The 17572-nt window shown below is 36.6% G+C and carries 20 protein-coding genes; 13 read left to right on the top strand and 7 right to left on the bottom strand.

What is annotated here, in order from left to right; translation table 11 throughout:
* Nucleotides 1–206 precede the first annotated feature (206 nt).
* On the bottom strand, nucleotides 207–749 hold the full coding sequence (locus AC2VNP_RS06355) for a DUF3267 domain-containing protein (RefSeq protein WP_486916538.1): 543 nt from the start codon (nucleotides 747–749) through the stop codon (nucleotides 207–209).
* A 127-nt stretch (nucleotides 750–876) separates the two neighbouring features.
* Between AC2VNP_RS06355 and AC2VNP_RS06350 the strand changes: the two genes are divergently transcribed.
* On the top strand, nucleotides 877–1230 hold the full coding sequence (locus AC2VNP_RS06350; protein WP_418198512.1) for a DUF1878 family protein: 354 nt from the start codon (nucleotides 877–879) through the stop codon (nucleotides 1228–1230).
* Between the two features lie 16 nt (nucleotides 1231–1246).
* On the opposite strand, the gene AC2VNP_RS06345 is transcribed toward AC2VNP_RS06350, so the two are convergent.
* Nucleotides 1247–1819, bottom strand: a complete 573-nt coding sequence (locus AC2VNP_RS06345) for an HTH-type transcriptional regulator Hpr (protein WP_418198511.1) — start codon at nucleotides 1817–1819, stop codon at nucleotides 1247–1249.
* Between the two features lie 365 nt (nucleotides 1820–2184).
* Nucleotides 2185–2529, bottom strand: a complete 345-nt coding sequence (locus AC2VNP_RS06340; protein WP_486916537.1) for a YtxH domain-containing protein — start codon at nucleotides 2527–2529, stop codon at nucleotides 2185–2187.
* Between the two features lie 102 nt (nucleotides 2530–2631).
* Between AC2VNP_RS06340 and AC2VNP_RS06335 the strand changes: the two genes are divergently transcribed.
* On the top strand, nucleotides 2632–2829 hold the full coding sequence (locus tag AC2VNP_RS06335) for a hypothetical protein (protein WP_486916536.1): 198 nt from the start codon (nucleotides 2632–2634) through the stop codon (nucleotides 2827–2829).
* A 54-nt stretch (nucleotides 2830–2883) separates the two neighbouring features.
* Here the strand turns inward: AC2VNP_RS06335 and serC are convergent, their stop codons facing one another.
* Nucleotides 2884–3966: a 3-phosphoserine/phosphohydroxythreonine transaminase gene (gene serC, locus AC2VNP_RS06330; protein ID WP_486916535.1), complete on the bottom strand. Its 1083-nt coding sequence runs from the start codon at nucleotides 3964–3966 to the stop codon at nucleotides 2884–2886.
* Between the two features lie 355 nt (nucleotides 3967–4321).
* Nucleotides 4322–4756 carry an HIT family protein gene (locus AC2VNP_RS06325; protein ID WP_418198507.1) on the bottom strand — a complete coding sequence of 145 codons (435 nt, stop codon included), beginning with the start codon at nucleotides 4754–4756 and terminating at the stop codon, nucleotides 4322–4324.
* A 270-nt stretch (nucleotides 4757–5026) separates the two neighbouring features.
* On the opposite strand from AC2VNP_RS06325, the gene AC2VNP_RS06320 reads away from it, so the two are divergent.
* The 5 genes from AC2VNP_RS06320 (at nucleotide 5027) to AC2VNP_RS06300 (ending at nucleotide 10227) form a co-directional block, all read left to right on the top strand.
* A complete protein-coding gene (locus AC2VNP_RS06320; protein WP_486916534.1) occupies nucleotides 5027–6613 on the top strand; it encodes a long-chain-fatty-acid--CoA ligase in 1587 nt (528 codons plus the stop codon).
* A gap of 141 nt (nucleotides 6614–6754) precedes the next feature.
* On the top strand, nucleotides 6755–7255 hold the full coding sequence (locus AC2VNP_RS06315; RefSeq protein WP_486916533.1) for a PCYCGC motif-containing (lipo)protein: 501 nt from the start codon (nucleotides 6755–6757) through the stop codon (nucleotides 7253–7255).
* A gap of 254 nt (nucleotides 7256–7509) precedes the next feature.
* Nucleotides 7510–8253, top strand: coding sequence for an ABC transporter ATP-binding protein (locus AC2VNP_RS06310; RefSeq protein ID WP_486916532.1), 744 nt, complete (start codon nucleotides 7510–7512; stop codon nucleotides 8251–8253).
* The gene (locus AC2VNP_RS06305; protein WP_486916531.1) at nucleotides 8250–9470 is read left to right on the top strand and encodes an ABC transporter permease; all 1221 of its coding nucleotides are present in this window, start codon (nucleotides 8250–8252) and stop codon (nucleotides 9468–9470) included. Before AC2VNP_RS06310 ends, AC2VNP_RS06305 begins: the two co-directional genes overlap by 4 nt.
* Nucleotides 9471–9498: 28 nt before the next feature.
* Nucleotides 9499–10227 carry an EcsC family protein gene (locus tag AC2VNP_RS06300; RefSeq protein ID WP_486916530.1) on the top strand — a complete coding sequence of 243 codons (729 nt, stop codon included), beginning with the start codon at nucleotides 9499–9501 and terminating at the stop codon, nucleotides 10225–10227.
* 257 nt (nucleotides 10228–10484) lie between these two features.
* Here AC2VNP_RS06300 and AC2VNP_RS06295 read toward each other — a convergent pair whose 3' ends face one another.
* Together AC2VNP_RS06295 and AC2VNP_RS06290 are read right to left on the bottom strand one after the other, a co-directional pair.
* Nucleotides 10485–11672, bottom strand: coding sequence for a M20 family metallopeptidase (locus AC2VNP_RS06295; protein ID WP_486916529.1), 1188 nt, complete (start codon nucleotides 11670–11672; stop codon nucleotides 10485–10487).
* Nucleotides 11673–11756: 84 nt separating this feature from the next.
* On the bottom strand, nucleotides 11757–12476 hold the full coding sequence (locus AC2VNP_RS06290) for a cytochrome c biogenesis CcdA family protein (RefSeq protein ID WP_486916528.1): 720 nt from the start codon (nucleotides 12474–12476) through the stop codon (nucleotides 11757–11759).
* Between the two features lie 297 nt (nucleotides 12477–12773).
* On the opposite strand from AC2VNP_RS06290, the gene AC2VNP_RS06285 reads away from it, so the two are divergent.
* The 6 genes from AC2VNP_RS06285 (at nucleotide 12774) to AC2VNP_RS06260 (ending at nucleotide 17410) form a co-directional block, all read left to right on the top strand.
* Nucleotides 12774–13193, top strand: coding sequence for a LiaF transmembrane domain-containing protein (locus tag AC2VNP_RS06285; protein WP_486916527.1), 420 nt, complete (start codon nucleotides 12774–12776; stop codon nucleotides 13191–13193).
* Nucleotides 13194–13205: 12 nt separating this feature from the next.
* The gene (locus AC2VNP_RS06280; RefSeq protein ID WP_486916526.1) at nucleotides 13206–13874 is read left to right on the top strand and encodes a PspA/IM30 family protein; all 669 of its coding nucleotides are present in this window, start codon (nucleotides 13206–13208) and stop codon (nucleotides 13872–13874) included.
* Between the two features lie 105 nt (nucleotides 13875–13979).
* The gene (locus tag AC2VNP_RS06275) at nucleotides 13980–14831 is read left to right on the top strand and encodes a DUF4097 family beta strand repeat-containing protein (RefSeq protein ID WP_486916525.1); all 852 of its coding nucleotides are present in this window, start codon (nucleotides 13980–13982) and stop codon (nucleotides 14829–14831) included.
* A 41-nt stretch (nucleotides 14832–14872) separates the two neighbouring features.
* Nucleotides 14873–15682 carry a cell wall-active antibiotics response protein LiaF gene (liaF, locus tag AC2VNP_RS06270; protein ID WP_486916524.1) on the top strand — a complete coding sequence of 270 codons (810 nt, stop codon included), beginning with the start codon at nucleotides 14873–14875 and terminating at the stop codon, nucleotides 15680–15682.
* Nucleotides 15682–16728: a sensor histidine kinase gene (locus AC2VNP_RS06265; protein ID WP_486916523.1), complete on the top strand. Its 1047-nt coding sequence runs from the start codon at nucleotides 15682–15684 to the stop codon at nucleotides 16726–16728. The genes liaF and AC2VNP_RS06265 overlap by 1 nt, the downstream gene beginning before the upstream one ends.
* Before the next feature lie 49 nt (nucleotides 16729–16777).
* A complete protein-coding gene (locus tag AC2VNP_RS06260) occupies nucleotides 16778–17410 on the top strand; it encodes a response regulator transcription factor (protein ID WP_486916522.1) in 633 nt (210 codons plus the stop codon).
* Nucleotides 17411–17572 lie beyond the last annotated feature (162 nt).

The raw sequence follows: 17572 nt of genomic DNA, 5'->3' as shown, positions 1-17572 counted from the left end.
TCGGCTTTTACAGTTTTCATAAACTTTGTTGCTATTGGACCGCTTTTTTAAAGCTTCACGCTAAAGCGTGAGGAACCAAGCTTTCGTTTGGTTAACGGTCCAATAGCTAGCGGCAACAATCTTTTAGAAAAGAGCCTTTAGTATATGTTCTTCGGGTGTCAGCGTTTATGTTGTACTGTCACTATAAGGGAGTTATTCATGTAAAGTTAGCTCGCTTTATTTAATAATATATGAAAGCCGTCCAGGTGATCCTCAATGAAGGATGATTTGGGTGCTTTAATTAAATGATTAACATAAATAATATCGTACACACTAAGTCCAAAATTGATCGTTGCATAAATCGCCAAGTAGGGGAGATGTTCTGGTGAATATATAGCCCCAATGGTTGAAAATAGAGTAAACGTAAACAACGGAAATAATGAAGAAGTTATACATAATCTTTTTGAAATTTTATTTGGAATATAACAAAATAAGATCGGTACTTTCGCTGTACGTTTTATCGTCAATATCGCTCGTTTTCCGCATGACCAAATCGGTAAACAATGTAGTAATTTATGAATTAAAGGAACTAAAAAAAGACCAACAATAAAGGGAAATATTCCATATTGGTTAACTGTTGTAATTTCGACAAATGAACTTAAAAATAAATAGAAAAAAAGAAAAAATAAAATAGCAGCACTTATGGATACAATGGCAAGTCTTGTACGACCGAAATCGCGTGTAATATTAACAGATTTCCAGCAAAACAAGGTGAATGGCACCTCCTTAATCTATTTGAATAATTTACGACGATTTTGCTAGAAAATCAATAGGTATGACAAAAATATTAAATTTTCTATGTTTAACGACAAATGAAAAATAAAGGGAGGGATAGACATGAGGGTGTACGATGAAGACGATTATTTAAGTAAATTAAAGTTTCAACATCGATTGTTATTGAAGATGATTGATAGAAATTCGTTTCCTTTTTATTCTCTTGCACTTGAAAAAGACTTGTCCGAGGGCGAAGTAGAACAAGTATTGATGTTGTGTCAAGAACTGCAAAAAGAATACGAGGAGCAGTGCGAACTTGGTTTCGTTCATCATACACCGCTTCTCGTACACTTTGTCGGAATGTTGCCTGAAAAATTACCGATAGCTGAAACTTTACAAGCTTTAAAAGCCCAAAATTTATATATTGACTTAATAGATGTGTTACAAAGAGCAGAAAAAAGAGTAGAGGAAGACTAATTAATGTTAAGCTTTCTTATCTTGTTTCTGCGGGCTGCTGAGGTTTTAACGTTCCATCTTCGTCTGTAAACTCATTTTCAAATTTATCTAGTGTCTTTTCGAAGATTTCTATAAAGTCTGGACCATAAATATGACGAACGATACTCATTAACTCAGAAAACTCAGGAAATTTACCATATAAGTCTTTAATCGGCAGGGCACCGCCATAAATACTGTATGTCCCTGGGTTATAACACTCTAACGTTTTAAGAAGTAATTCCTCACCTGCCGGCGTTAAATAAACATAAGTATTTCGTTTATCATTTTCTTTTTTTGAAAAAGTAAGTAGACCGCGTTCTTCAAGCTTTTTAGAAAAGTTGAAAGCTGTTGAGACGTGCATAACCCCGAATTTCGCAATATCAGAGATTGAAGCCCCCTCCAAGTAATAAGCAATCCATAGAATATGATGTTCATTGATATTTAAATCAAACGGTTTAATCCATGACTGCCAATCTTTTTCAACAGATTTCCACAAAGCCTTACTGAGTTGAGCAACCTTGTGGCTAAACATTATTGACTGCTTTATAGAGTAAGGTACGTTATGGTCCATTGTTCTCCCCCATTACTAAAATATTTTTATACTATATTTTCTTTATATTATGACAAGAAATTGTATATTAATAAAGAGAAATTTTAATTTTTTTTAAAAAATTAGATAATTTTGTGAATGAATATTCAATTAGAAAGTTTAATCCTAGGAATTTTTATACCGTTTAACTAGCGCTAAGGCTCCACTTTAAGCCTTTAAGGAAGCAAAAAAGGCTTAAAGTGGGAGACGATTGAACACAGATTAAGGTCGCCACGTCCTGTGGTTGGGTCTGTGTGCTCCACATCGTGTAGGCCTCAGTAACAACCAAATTGGTTTGACTAATTTTCAGTGGGAGATGAGGAACCCACCACTGAAAAAGCTTTATTTTATGTGTTACGGCTGTTTTGGAACACTTCCTGTAGTTCATCCATTTCTTTTTGGAGTTGTTTTATAGCGGGTTCGACTTCTTGCTTCCAATCGTCAATTGAAATTTTTACATCCTGAGAAACAACTTCTATTGCTTCTTTACTAATTTTGGCTGTTTCAGAAAATTGATCTTTAAGAGAGAGAGTTTGTTCTTTCGTCTCATTTAGATTTCTTTTTATTAAATTCACAGAATTTGTAAGCGAGGCTTGAACCTCTTTTCCAGACTTAGGTGTCACTAGAAGTGTAGTAAGGCTTGCAACCGCACTTCCCGCAATTACTCCGTATATCAAGGATTTAAGTTTCATAAAAATAACCTCCGAATGAATTTATTAAATTAGGAAATTAGACAATCGTTCCAACATATAATAGTTAAACTCAACACTGTCATACTATAAAGGAGGCTTACAATGAGTGGATTAATTTTTGCTTTCTTTGCCTTTGCGACTTTACTATTCTTTAGTACGGGCTATACTTTATTATTTACAGCGGAACGGGCCCAAGATTATGATGAAAGGAAGAAATGGAAACGATATGGACTGAAGATGGGTATTTTATCATTTCTATTTCTAGGTATGGGAATATGGTTATATGTCTCCTATTATTAAATTTTTAACAAAGCACCTCCAATGAATTTGGAAGGTGCTTAAAAAAATTTCTTATTAATGATTGTTTCTAAACGTGATCATAAACTTGCGTAGTGCCTCACAAGCTTCTACTGGAACTGCATTATAAGTTGATGCCCTGCACCCACCAACAGAACGGTGTCCATTTAGACCAACAAACCCTGCAGCTTTTGCTTCAGCTAAGAATTTTTTATTCAACTCTTCACTTGGGAGGTTAAATGTAATATTCATAAGAGAACGACTGTCTTTTTCAGCATGACCACAATAGAAGTCATTACTTTCATCAATGGCATCATAGATGAGTTTAGCTTTCTCAATGTTTCTTTTTTCAACCGTTTGAACGCCACCTTGTTCTTTTACCCATTCGAGTACTTTAGCTAACATATAAATAGCGAAAGTAGGAGGAGTATTATAGAGTGAATTAGCATCTGCGTGGGTAGAATATCGTAAAATTGACGGTATATCTTGTCGTGAATTTTCAATTAATTGTTTTTTTAAGATAACGACTGTTACTCCAGATGGTCCAAGGTTCTTTTGGGCTCCGGCATAAATCATGGAGAAGTTCTCTACTTGGATGGGACGACATAAAATATCACTAGACATATCAGCTATTAGCGACGTATTTTCAAATTCAGGGAACTGATGCCACTGTGTTCCATAAATCGTGTTGTTAGATGTAACATGCAGGTAAGCGTCATTTTTGTTAATTGAAATTTCTTCTACATTAGGTATGGAACGATATCCTTGTTCTTTCGCTGAAGCACCGATGAACGTTTCCCCGATTAATTTTGCTTCTTTTAAAGCTTTTTCTGACCAAGAACCGGTAAGCACATAATTTCCGATTTTTCCTTCTTTAAGAAGATTCATCGGAATTTGCGCAAATTGAAGGCTTGCACCACCTTGAAGAAATAGAACTTCGTAGTCGTTCGGAATTTGTAACAGTTCCTTTAACATAGATTGAGCTTGTGTATGAACTTCATCGTATTCTTTACTTCGATGGCTCAATTCCATTACAGACATTCCAGTTTGTTTGAAATTCACAAGTTCATCCTGCGCTCGTTTCAAAACTTCTAATGGTAATGCAGATGGTCCCGCATTAAAGTTATATGCTCTCTCCAAGTTTTCCACTCCTTTAACTCTTTAAAACATTAAGGTTTATAATACTCCTATACTATCACGGGTAGTGTCTTGTTTCTATTATTTTTTTAATTATTAATAAATTTGTCTTTTATTTAAAAAGCGCTGTTAAAGAGTATTGTTGATTTTGGGATCACATTCCTCAACCTTTCAGTTCCTGCAAGGCGTGTGAAATAAAAATTTCAAACGATGAGCCCAAAATCAACACCGGATATCAACAGCATTATTTAACATAGCTATTTAAAAAAGGCTCTTTTCTAAAAGAAACATAGTATACGTAACAGCTAATTCGAAGCATACAAAAAGTGAGACTGGATTGCAGCCTCACTTTTTTAACTTATTTAATTCCGGCGGCAATTGAAGTCGCCATTTCTTGTAGTTGTTCAAATGAATATTGACTACTATGGTCTTTCCATACTGCACCAAATCCGTCACCTTCACCATAGCGAGGAATAAGGTGAATATGATAATGGAACACAGTTTGTCCTGCAGCTTCACCATTGTTATTAACAATATTTAAACCAAGTGGCTTAAATTGTTTCTTAATAGAGTTTGCAATCTTTGGAATTACACTAAAAAGGTGTGAAGCGACATCTTCGTCTAATTCAAAAATGTCCTCTTGATGTACTTTAGGGATGACTAAAGTATGTCCTTTTGTTACTTGGCTAATGTCCATGAACGCTAAAACATGCTCGTCTTCATAAACCTTTGCGGCGGGAATTTCCCCCTGTACAATTTTACAGAAAATACAGTTTGGATCGAAATTGGTCATTAATTATCCCCACTTTCAATTTAATGGTACTTTTTACTATATGTAAAGGATACCGTTTAATAGAGGGGGATGCAACAAACTAACTGAAGAGGTATTAAAAAGTAAGTAAACAAAGTTAATTACTCTGTTATAAAACAGTTAGTAATTTTAATAGAATTATCATACAGAATATAGACACAGACTGAGCGGTTTGTTATAATTATTTTGAACATTATAAAAATATAAAAATTTTAAGTGTGGAGAAGATATCTATTAGGGGAGGAATACAGTATGCATGTACCTTTAGTTTTAACTCATTTTTTAGACAGGGCTGTTAGTCTTTATGGAGAGAAACTAGCAATCATCGATGACACTAGAGAATTGACGTATAACCAATTAAATGAAAGAGTCAACCGTCTTTCACACGGATTGAAAGCGCTTAATATTGAAAAAGGCGACAAAGTTGCCTACCTTGCACCAAATACAATAGAAATGCTAGAAGGTTTTTATGGAGTGTATCAAGTAGGTGGAGTAATGACTCCTTTAAATACTAGATTAAAGCCAGAAGACTATGTCTTCATTTTAAATCACAGTGAGAGCCAAGTTTTATTTGTAGATGAAGAACTCTACCCTTTAGTTGAGCCAATTTTGAATGAGTTGAATACTGTTAAGAAAGTGATCATTCATGGTGCGACTAAGGCTTATGAAAATGCCGAAAGCTATGATGAATGGTTAAATCGATATCCAACAACAACGTTTGAGCGAGTGGAGTTAGAAGAAACGGATGTGGCTAGCCTACTATATACTAGTGGAACAACTGGAAATCCAAAGGGTGTACTACAAACACATCGTGCTAACTATCTACACGCTTTAAGTGTTCAGCACCATTTAAAGGTTTCAGATGAAGATAGATTGCTTCATATTTTGCCAATGTTCCACGTAAATGGCTGGGGGTCTCCGTTCTACTATACAGCCAATGGAGCAACTCAAGTAATGCTTCGTAAAGTAGATCCAAAGGTGATCTTAGAAAAAGTTCAGAAGTACAATATTTCGATTATGCACATGGCACCAACCGTGTTAAATATGATCTTAGAAGAGTATGATCTAACTAAACCAACGATTGATCAAGACGTTCGTGTCGTCATTGCGGGATCTGCACCACCGCCAGCGTTTGTAAGACGTGTCGAAGAAGATCTTGGTTGGGAGTTTATACAAGTTTATGGTATGACTGAAACATCGCCGCTAATTACGGTTTCTAGAATTCGTTCTCACCTTAGTGAATTACCACAAGATCAACAATACCGTTTAAAAGCAAAAACGGGATACTCGATGATTGGTACACAAGTTAAGGTAGTAGATGAAAATGGAGATGAAATTCCGCACGATGGAGTAGCAATAGGTGAAATTGTAACGCGTACAAATGGTGTCATGGAAGGTTATTTAAAAAATCCAGAGGCGACAGCAGAAACGATTCGTAACGGTTGGCTCCATACAGGTGATATGGCAACAGTTGATGAGAATGGATATATTGAAATCTGTGATCGTAAAAAAGACGTCATCATCAGTGGTGGAGAAAATATTTCTTCTATTGAAGTTGAAGGGGTTCTTTACGATCACCCAGCCGTACTTGAAGCAGCAGTCATTGCTGTTCCGCATGAAAAATGGGGAGAAGTTCCGCATGGTGTAGTTGTTCTTCGCGATGGGGAAACGCTTACTGAAGAAGAACTGATTGCATTTTCTCGTACAAAGCTTGCTAATTTTAAAGCACCAAAAGGAATTACATTTACAGACGCACTTCCAAAAACAGCGTCTGGTAAAATTCAAAAAGTAGAAATTCGTAAAGAGTTCTGGGGCGAACGTTCTCGACTTGTTAACTAACATCGAACAAAGGCTGACCTTGTGTCAGCCTTTTATTTTTACCCAAATATTCTCCGCGGTCAGTTTTCTTTTTTGTCAAATCGTTTGTATATCGTTTGTGATATACTTTGTTTGATTATAGGAAAGGTGGGAGTGGCAGATATGAAACGAATTTCAATAATATCACTATTTATTCTACTAATGGCTTCTTTTTTAGCAGGTTGCGGGCAAGACGAAGCTACACACCATCAAGGTCACGAAGCAGGTCATGTTGAACACTATAAAGGGGATCTGAGAGAGACAACAACTTCTATTGAAGAGCTTCCTAGTTTTTTAGAACATTATCATTCTAATATTATAGATATCTATGAACGAGTGCCTTATTATCAAGATCTTTTAGAGCATATTCCTTGTTACTGCGGGTGTTCTGATTATGTGTCTCATCGTCATACTTACGATTGCTTTGTTCATGAGCACTTTGAGAATGGAAAAGTTCAATGGGATGATCACGGTGCAAGATGCGGAGTTTGTTTGGAAATTGCCCATTATTCCATGAGATATTACGATGAAGGAGTTTCTCCAGTAGAAATTCGACAGATCATTGATGAAATGTATAAAGAAGGTTTTCCGGAGCCAACAGACACACCAATGCCTATTTCTTAAAAAAGCAATCATTAAAAGAGGCTGTTACCCATAAGTGTTAGACATCGTATAAAGGTAGCTGTTGCAACAATATGCACCTATCTTTAGGTTCTCTAAAACTTACATAGGGGACAGTCTCTTTATTCATGTATGATGATCGTTTAAAGGCAAAATATCTGGTACAATAAGGTAATGGAATTGAGAGATACAATCATTTTTGTGACTAATATGCGCAAGATGTTATATAAACGGTTAGAAAAGGAAGGGGTAGACGCGTGGGAAAAGTATTGGATGTTAGAAACTTAACGGGTGGTTATCACGCCAGTAAACCGGTTCTTCATGATGTAAGTTTTGAAGTTCATCCAGGGGAAATTGTCGGCCTTATTGGTTTAAATGGTGCTGGTAAAAGTACGACAATTAAACATATTCTAGGATTGATGGAACCTATAAAAGGTAGTGTTACGATAGATGGACAATCGTTTATAGAAAAACCAAATGAATACCGGGCTTCTTTAGCGTACATACCAGAGATCCCAATCTTATATGAAGAATTAACGTTATGGGAACATTTAGAGCTTACGGCAATGGCTTATGGGGTGGATGAAAAAACATTGCAAGTAAGAGGGGAAGCCTTACTTAAAGAGTTTAAAATGGATAAAATGAAGCGTTGGTTTCCAAGTCACTTTTCTAAAGGTATGAAGCAAAAAGTAATGATTATGTGTGCTTTCCTAGTAAATCCTAGCGTCTATATTGTAGATGAACCTATTGTTGGTTTAGACCCCGTCGGTATTAAATCATTTTTAGACTTAACGGTTGAAATGAAAGAGAATGGGGCAAGTGTCCTTATGTCAACACATATTTTAGCAACAGCAGAGAAATACTGTGATCGGTTTATTATTCTTCACCGTGGAAGAGTTATTTTATATGGGACGTTGCAAGATTTACAAGCGGCGTTAAACATGCCGAATGGAAGTCTCGATGACATTTATATTGAGGCGACAAAGGATGATAGCCAATGAAAGATGTAGGGCAGTTATGGAGTAGTCGTTTAAAGAGTTACTGGGAGATCGCTATAAGATATTTGCGTCTGATTGGAAATAGTGGCTTCTTGTTTACGATCTACTTGTTAATTATTGTAGGTAGTTATTATTATCGACATTTTTTAGATTGGCTTCCTCAGACATTTCCTGCAGTATTGTTCTTTGTGATCGTGAGTACGTTTTTATTAACGAGAGGTGCAGTTAGGACATTTGTAAAAGAAGGCGATTTAGTTTTTCTATTACCTATGGAAGGTCGCCTGCAGCCTTATTTTCGTTCTTCAATCCTATATTCTAGCATTTTACAGATCTTTACGATGACCGTTATCTTCTTTATTTTAGCTCCAATATTTGCAGAAAGAATTAATAGTTCGTTTTCTTTCTTCTTAGTAGTGTTACTTATTTTAGCTGGAGCAAAAGTATGGAATTTGCTATGCCATTTCGAAGAACAGCGGCTAGCTTCTTCGAGAGAAAGAATTTACCATATCGTACTGCGTGTTGCAATGAATGCCAGCTTTTCGTTTTTCTTATTTATAGAAGGTGGTTGGGCCTTTTTACTTGCCGTATGGGTTATTATGTTAGGCGTGTATTTGATTTATTATCGAAAGTTGCAAAAAAACCATAGTATAAAGTGGGAACAACTTCTTTCAATAGAAAATAAAATGTTAACGCTCTTTTTCCGAGTCGCCAATATGTTTACGGATGTTCCTAGTCTTAAAAGTTCGTTTAAGAAGAGACGATGGGCAAACGCAATTGTAACTAGAATACCATACAAGCATAAGCATACGTTTGACTACTTGTACACGAGAGCTTTTCTCCGATCTAATGATTACTTTGGTATTTATATTCGGCTAATCATTGTGGGCACGGTTATTTTGTTAGTGCTACCCGATGGAATCATTCGATATCTTTTGTATTTTGTATTTCTTTATATGTCAGGACTGCAACTATCGACGCTTTGGAAGCACTTCTACAAAGCGATATGGGTTGACTTATATCCAATACACGCAAAAGATCGACAACAGTCTTTTTTAAGACTTATATTTATTCTTCTATCAATTAAAGCAACTGTACTTGTCGTACTATTAGTTATTTTTGCTGAAGTTGCCATGGTAACACTTATCCTATTACCGCTGGGCGTTGCGTTCTCATATGCATATAGCTTTCATTGGATGCATAGAAAAGTGAGTATAAGGTAATAAGCTTTTTGGGAGGGAGGAGGTATAAATGGCAGTAGATGTTAGAATTCAAGATGAACTTCGGAGCTGGCAAAAAAAGATGGAAAAACGTCAATCCATGACAGGACGTTTGGCGAAACGATTACAAACCAAAATGAATCAAATCATTCCTGAGAAAGTTCATCATGTCGTAACGACTAGTATTAAAAGTATGGTGCATGCAACTTTAATCGGATCAGAATATACGACTTCGATAAAACGAGTAGATAATACAAGCTTTGAAGAACGAGAACGTCGAGTGGATGAAGCCATTAAAAAGTATAAAAAAACAGCTGCAGTAGAAGGTGCGGGTACTGGAGCTGGCGGTATCCTGTTAGGAATGGCTGACTTCCCGCTTTTGTTAGGGATCAAAATGAAGTTCCTTTTTGAAACAGCAAGTTGTTATGGTTATGATGTAAATGATTTCAGGGAACGTTTATTTATTCTTTATTTGTTTCAATTGGCATTTTCAAGCGAGGAAAAACGTAAAGAAGTTTATGAAATCGTCTCTAACTGGGATGAGTATGTTCATACAATCCCTACAGAAGAAGAGTATTTAGAAAATATCAATTGGAAGGAATTCCAACTCGAATATCGTGACCACATTGACTTAGTAAAAATGCTCCAGCTTATTCCAGGATTTGGAGCCATTGTCGGTGCCGCAGCGAACTATCACTTTTTGGATGTTCTCGGTGAAACCGCCAAAAATGGGTATCGAATGAGGTTATTGAAGTTATAAAAGTAGGAATAGAAAATGAGCACAATAAAACGCAAACATTATGCGTTTTATTGTGCTTTTCTGTTTTACTGCTTATCAGAGTTTTAGCCATGCATCGTTCCCACCGATAAATAGGCTCTCAGACACAAGGGGAATTTTTAGCGTTAGCTGGTTGCCTACGCATAGGCAGGGCTTTGCTACTCTAAAGTAAAGAGCGTTTCCACCTAAATAGTGAAAACGCTCAAGTTCAAAAAATATGAAGCTATTTTTTAATACGGTTACCCTTTTTCTTCTGAACCAAGATAATGTAAGGTAATATGACCTAACGTTTTAGCTGCAATTAGCATTGCTCTTTCATCAAAATCAAATTTTGGATGGTGATGAGGATATGCGACATTCCATTCTGGGTTTCTAGCACCTGTAAAGAAGAACGATCCTTTCACATGTTGAAGATAGTAGGCAAAGTCTTCTCCACCCATTTGCGGATCCATGTTTTCTACCTCATACACGCCAGGTACTTTATTAGCGACTGTTGCTACTACTTCCGTTTCCTTATCATGATTTACAACTGCTGGGTATCCTCTAAAGTAGTGATAAGTAGCTGAAGCATCAGCAGCTAAAGTCGTACCGTCTATAATTCTTTTAATCTCGTGTTCCATTGTAGTACGGATGTCTTCATCAAAAGTTCGTACAGTACCAATCAATTTAGCCGAGTCAGCGATAACATTAAACGCATTTTGTGCTTGAAACGAACCGATAGACAAAACGGCTGCCTTTAATGGATCCACTCTTCTACTCACAAGTTGTTGTAGGTTGGTAACAAGTTGAGCACCAATGACCACTGCATCTTTGGTTAGATGGGGCATGGCACCGTGCCCGCCTTGGCCGTGAATTTCGACTTCAAAGCGGTCAGCAGCAGCCATAATAGGTCCTTTTCGATATTGAATTTTCCCTAATGGTTCAGTCGCCCAAAGATGAGTTCCAAATACATAATCGACCCCTTCTAAACAACCGTCTTGGATCATGGCAATCGCCCCGCCTGGAGCATACTCTTCTGCATGTTGATGGATAAATACAATCGTCCCCGACAATTCGTCTTTTATACTGTTAAAAACTTTCGCTAAACAGAGCAGACTAGCGGTATGACCATCATGACCACATGCATGCATCGCTCCGTCTATTTTTGATTTGTAAGGAACATCTTTTTCGTCTTGGATCGGTAAGCCGTCAAAATCAGCCCGTAGAGCAATTGTTTTTCCCGGCTTACTTCCACGAAGAATGGCAACTACACCTCGTTCTCCTACTCCTGTTTTAACTTCATGTCCAAGCTTTTTATGAAATTCAGCAATGTATGCTGGAGTTTTCTCTTCCTGAAATGAAAGCTCAGGATATTGATGCAAGTATCTTCTAATATCAACCATTTCTGAATAAATGGTGTCCAACCCTTTATTAAGTAGTTCTTTCATGACTATCACCCCAACACTAAGAAAATGGCTTTCTTAACATCATACTTCGAGGAGTGATTGAAATATTCCTCTAATTCTGTTGTTTTAGAGGTTAAAAAGTTGAAAGCGAGTTAAGTAAGCCGCAATGGCTGCAAATTTTCCAGTGAATAGTAAGATCCCAAGAATGATTAAGATATATCCACTTACTTTTTGGATCTTTGGAATGATACGGTTTAATTTTCGTAGTTTGTGAAGCGATCTCGACCATAATAACGCCACAAGAATAAATGGAACTCCAAGCCCCATCGAATAAATGAATAGCATAAACATCCCTTTAAACATCGTTTCTGATTCCATCGCTAATAACAGAATAGACGATAGGACAAGTCCAATACACGGTGACCAGCCTGCACCAAAAAATAAGCCGAAAAATACAGAATTTGCAAAGCTTTTTGATTTCTTCGGTGTATTTTTAAAGCGTTTTTCGCTTAGAAGCATCGATATTGAAATAATCCCAGCCATCTGCAACCCAAATACAACAATGACAATCCCACCGATTTGTTGGATCAATTGCTGATTTTCAAGAAATATTCTTCCAACAAACGTAGAAGATGCCCCGAGCATTACAAAAATTATAGTAAACCCGATAATAAATCCAATACTTCGTGAAAGGATTAAGGACCGATCTGCTTGTACTTGATTGTCACTTACTGATGTTCCTGTTAGTTGTGCTAAATAAGCGGGTACTAATGGGAAGACACAAGGAGATAAAAAGGAAATAACTCCTGCGAAAAAGGCTAACCATATTGTAATTTCTGTCATCATTTCACCTCGTTTAATAATTGCACTTCCACTTTTCAGTTCGAACTCTCACTTTTAAGGAGTCTATGAAATAGGCAGACAAGTATTCATGTAATACCGTCATTATAACTGATTTTCCTTAAAGGAAGAAAATGAATGGACGTTACAATCTTATGATACTTAAAAAATGTGTAGTATTTGTGAAGTTGGTCTGAAAAACAATCCGCCTCAAGGCTGATAGTAAAACCGTTCTCATGCTCGTTATCGCTTCACTTTTTAATGATTACAATAAAGGTAGCTTAAGACAAAGGAGGCGAGAAAATGAATTGGACTGGTAAAGCGATAGTAGGGATTATTCTTCTCTTTATTGGAGCAAATCTTTTCTTACAAACATTAGGTATTCAACTTGGAGGGGTAATTGGATTAGCGATATCGGTACTCCTCATTATTTATGGGTATCGAAAAATGAAATCAGATCACGGATCTAATTTACTCGGTATGGCCATCTTAATTTTTGGATTACTTCTTGCCATGGGTCACCTTCATATATTTGCAGGCATCTTCATTGCAGCGATGATCATTTACTTTGGGTATCGATTAGTTACAGGTGAGAAAACGAAAAGGCTGGTTGACCAAGACGAAGAAGTAGCAGGCTCAACATCAGATGCATCTCAAACAAGCAAAGATGCTTTCGATGATGAGTGGAATAAATTTTTAGAAAAAAACCATTTGAAATCTTAGGAGGAATAAAAGATGATATTTAAACGAATTCGCGATTTAACGGTAGCTACTATTCATGAGGGCTTGGATCAATTAGAAAATCCAGTTGTGATGTTGAACCAATACTTACGTGACATGGAAAAAGAGATCGTTTCAGCGGAAAAAGCAATTACGAAGCAAATGACAATTAAAGCAAATTTTGAAAAGCAAAAAAACGAGGCTGTTGAATTGATGGAAAAACGCGGGCAGCAAGCTGAACTAGCTTTGAAATCTAGAGAGGAACCGTTAGCCAAGAAAGCCTTACTATCAAAAAAACAATATGAAGAAAAGGTATCCTATTATGAGGAAGTTTGCTTACAAAATGATGAAAAAATAGCTGAGTTAAAAGATCAGTTATATGGAATGAGAGAGAAGTATCAAGAAATGAAAGATAAAAAGGTGGTTTTAATTGCTCGAGCTAATGCTGCAAAAACAAAACAATCGATGGATGAAGCGATGGACCGTTTTGATCATGAAAAAGCCCAAGCAGGATTTGAACGAATGGAACGGAAAATCTTTGAAATGGAAACGATCATTAATCTTAACAGAAATAAACGAGATGTTTTGTTAAACAGTCAAACGATTGAATTGGAATATAATGAAGAGGTGGAACAAGAATTTAATAAGTTGAAGGAAAGAATTCACCCTCAAACTACTTCTTAAAGATAATCTTCGTATAAATAAGATAGGAGAAAAGGAAAAATCTCCTATCTTCCTTTCTTATAGCTATAGTAAAATGAAGAAGACTTGAAAAGGGAGGATGAAGGTGTGAAACGTTCCTTAGGAGTATTGCTTATTATTATTGGTATCATTATTGCATTTAGTACCATTTTTCAACCGTTAATTAGCTCTAATCGAACGAGTACTGTCAGTGAACAAGGGATTAATATTAATGGCTATGATAAGCTCTCTATTGTTACATCTGTCGCAGACTTAAAAATTCGCCAGTATCCGGGTGAAGAATTAATGTTGGAAGTAAAAGGGAACTCTTCAAATTATCACATCCAGTCAGAGTCAAAAAATTCGATCTTAGAAGTCGAAATAAAAAGTAATAAAAGATGGCAGTTCTTTAATGTTAGTAAGTCATCTGTAGATGTTCTTATTCCTGAGCATTATACCAGGTCCGTCACGATTGAGAATACAGTTGGCGATTTAAGGTTTCAATCACCCCTTACCTTGGCAGAGTTAAATATTAAAATGACAGCAGGCGATGTTAGTGGATTAACAGGTTCAATTGATCACCTTACTTTTCATAGTACAGCAGGTGACTTTCATGCTAATGATTTAACTTCAGTAAGTACTGAGATAAAAGGAACAGCAGGTGACTTCCGTCTTGAGAGATTTACAGGAAATATAAAAGGTACAAACACAGCAGGAAATATTACAGTAGAGTATGAACGAGAGAATGGTGACATTGAGTTGCAAACGACTGCAGGCGATATCCGGTTATCGATTCCTGAACCTTCTTTTGAACTTAATGCAAGCACCACATTAGGTGATGTTTCTATTAATATTCCGATTATGCTTGAACAAAGCGGTAAGACGTATAAAGGTGTTGTCAATAATGGTGAAAAGAAAGTTAAAGTATCGACTACATTAGGCGATATTAAAATTGATTAAGTGAAAAAACACACAATGTTTATAGGAAGGAGGAACGAAAAATGCACACGTCAAGAAATGTAATCATAGGTATTATTATCATCCTCATTGGACTTAGTGCATTGTTAAACACAATTGGATTTAACTTTCATCTAGGATTGTTAATCGGTCCCCTTATTTTCTTTGTTATTGGTCTATTTTTTTACCGGAAAGGTCATAGATGGTTAAGTATCATTTTTTTATTAATCAGCTTAGTTACTTTTTTTGACAATGTAGTAGGCGTTAATATTACTGGTATTATTATTGCTATTGTATTTATATTCTTTGGTTACAAATTATTAACCGGGCATGAAAAAACAAAAAACAATGGGGCCAATGACAATACCATTGATAGAGAAATTGACGAACTTGTAAAATCAGTTGATGAACTTGTAGAGGATGTTTCCCCCTTAACAAAAGAAAAACCAAAACAAGAGGAACCCGTAAAAAAAGTTCATACTACACCTTCTTTTAGAAGTGCACTGATTGGAGACTTCAGGTTACTGTCAGACCGTTATGAATTACAAGATATGAACATTCGAAATGGGATTGGCGATATCAAAATCGACCTTTCAAAAGCAATTATTCCAGAAGGTGAAACGGTTATTGTTATTCATGGTTGGATTGGCGATATTGATGTTTACGTTCCCTACGATTTGGATCTCTCTGTCCAAGCTATGGTTACCGTTGGTGATTTAGATATTTTAGACAGTAGGCAAAGTGGAATTAATCGTAATATTGCAATCGCTACTAAAGATTATAAACAAGCTCCTCGGCGGGTTAAGCTTGTGTTATCACTACTCATTGGAGATATAGATGTGAGGTACGTGTAATGAAGCGAGTTCTTCTGGCTAATATTCAATGGCAAATGGTTAGAAATTCGATTTGGATCAGCTTACTTACTGCGTTATTTGCTGTTTTTATTTTAACGTATGGTGAAGCAGAGGGGCTGGCAGTCCTGCTGCGAAAGAAGTTATTTGGAATTCCTTTAATTCTTGTTATCCCAGTTATATCTATTTTCATTGGCGGTGCTTTTGGTTATATAGCTGGAGATAAGGTGAAAAAAAGGTTAGAAATCTTACAACAAGGGACATTGTCATTGGAGCGAGGGAATTTCTCGTATCGCTTCCCTGATCTAGGTACTGATGAAGTAGGATTGATAGGGAAACAGATTAATGAAATGGTAAAAAGAGTAGAAAGCCAGGTCATATCGTTACAAAAGTTATCAACGGAACGAGCAGAGTGGCAGGAAACGATCAAACAATCTGCGATAAACGAAGAAAGGCAGCGTCTTGCTAGAGATCTGCATGACGCGGTCAGCCAACAACTATTTGCGATATCCATGATGACAGCAGCCTTGCCACACACTTTAGAAAAGGATGTAAAAAAAGCAACCCAACAAATTGAAATGGTCGAACAAATGGCCTCGGCCGCACAATCTGAAATGAGAGCACTACTTTTACATTTACGTCCGGCCCATCTTGAAGGTAAGGATCTACAGGAAGGAATTCAAGAGTTATTCGTTGAAATAAAAACGAAACATGGCTTACAAATTGATGCAAAAATTGAAAAAACGAACCCGATACCAAAAGGAATAGAAGATCAACTGTTCCGAATTGTCCAAGAAGCATTATCGAATATTTTGCGTCACGCGAAAGCAAGTCGAATTGAGTTTCAATTAAGACAAATACATGATCAACTTCGGTTGAAAATCATTGATAATGGAATTGGATTTGAATTTAGGGATCAAAAAATGGGCTCGTACGGTTTACAGATGATGAAAGAGCGAGTGACTGAAATTGGAGGTACGTTAGAAATTATATCGATTCCTAATAAAGGAACCCAAGTCGAAGCGATGGTTCCTCTCGTTCCACTTTAGGATAGGGAATATATATTTCTTATCTAACTGCCGTTGGAGGTGAATGGAGTTGATTAAAGTATTACTTGTTGATGATCATGAAATGGTTCGGATGGGGTTAAGTGCATACTTATCAACTGAAGAAAATATTGAGGTAGTAGGAGAAGCTTCTAATGGAAAAGAAGGTGTAGCGCTTGCGTTACAATTACAACCTGATGTTATCTTAATGGATTTAGTTATGGAAGTGATGGACGGGATTGAAGCCACAAAGCAAATTACAAGCCAATTGCCGACTGTAAAAGTGATCGTCCTAACAAGCTTTGTGGATGATGAAAAAGTATATCCAGTTATCGAGGCAGGGGCTTTTAGTTACTTATTAAAAACAACAAGAGCGCCTGAAATTGCCCAAGCAATTAGAGCAGCATTTGAAGGTGAGTCGGTTGTTGAGTCTCAAGTGACAAATAAAATGATGCAACGAATGCGCACCCAGCAAAAGAAATTGCTTCATGAGGAATTAACACGAAGAGAATTAGATGTCCTTAAGCTCATCGGAATCGGTAAAACGAATCAAGAAATCGCTGATGAGTTGTATATTGGGATTAAGACGGTAAAAACTCATGTAAGTAATATATTAGCTAAACTAAATGTTGACGATCGTACGCAAATAGCCATTTATGCACACCGTCATGGTCTAGTAAATTAAGAAACTGCCTAAAGTGTATTGAGTATACTTAGGCAGTTTTTTTCTGCAGAAAAATATCTTTTCAAAGATGTCTAGCTCCAGTGCCCAGCGTCTAGTGGACTTCGCTCTCCTCCTTACGATAAGTCAACATCGACTCGCTAAACTCCTCGTGTTTCCTTTATC

It is taken from the genome of Alkalihalobacterium sp. TH-98, assembly GCF_057473385.1.
The sequence above is the reverse complement of the archived record's forward strand: the minus strand, read 5'-3'. Positions and strand labels throughout refer to the sequence as shown.